The sequence below is a fragment of the Lactobacillus sp. A27 genome, assembly GCF_016742815.1.
In the GTDB taxonomy this organism is placed as follows: Bacteria; Bacillota; Bacilli; order Lactobacillales; family Lactobacillaceae; genus Lactobacillus; species Lactobacillus gallinarum.
Genome location: NZ_JAEHNT010000059.1, coordinates 1 through 769, shown reverse-complemented (window position 1 = coordinate 769; position 769 = coordinate 1). Strand labels below are relative to the sequence as shown.

Sequence of the window (769 nt, the reverse complement as noted above, 5' to 3'; positions counted from 1 at the left end):
AAGCTGGTACATAGCAGCTTGATGCTTAATCCAATTATTAAATTATAGTTGACTTCTATCAACACGATTTGACAGAGAGCCATTATATTTGACTTCTATCAACAACATTTGATAGAGAGCCTTTTAATTTAACTATTATTCATTGTTTTGAATAAAAATTCAATTCGAATAATTGAATCTTTTTCTAATTAATTAGAATTCTTTTTTGTATAAAAAACCACTTAAAACTACCATACCAAGACCAATTAATACAATAAGTGCACTTTGCTTTGCACCGGTCTTTGGTAAAGCTTCTGAGTTGTTAGCTGTATAAACAACTGAAGTTGCCTTTGGCATCTTTTGTGAATTATTAGTCTTGTAAACTGCTTTTTGGTGGTTAACTTTTGCTTTCTTGTCAGTAGTTTGAGCTTTAACAGGAATTGCGTAGAAGTCATCATCATTATTCTTTTGAGTTGCAGTATTGTCAGATGGCTGTTCAGTTGCCTTAGGTTGTACTACTTCTTCAGTAGTTGGAGTAGTTGCCTTAGGTTGTTCTACTTCTTCAGTAGTTGGAGTAGTTGCCTTAGGTTGTTCTACTTCTGGAGTAGTTGGAGTAGTTGCCTTAGGTTGTTCTACTTCTGGAGTAGTTGGAGTGTGTTGCTTTTGCTTATCTTCTGAAGAATGATTATCTTCAGAATTGTTGTGCTTATCTTCTGATGAATGATTATCTTCAGAATTGTTGTGCTTTTTATCTACTGAAGAATGATTATCTTCAGAATTGTTGTGCTTT

At 33.4% G+C, this 769-nt stretch carries 1 protein-coding gene; it reads right to left on the bottom strand.

Translation table 11 applies throughout. The annotated features are described in order from the left end of the window. Positions 1 to 192: 192 nt before the first annotated feature. Positions 193 to 769, bottom strand: a 577-nt coding sequence (locus JEM49_RS07950; RefSeq protein ID WP_201874566.1) for an LPXTG cell wall anchor domain-containing protein, incomplete at its 5' end; no start/stop codon positions are given.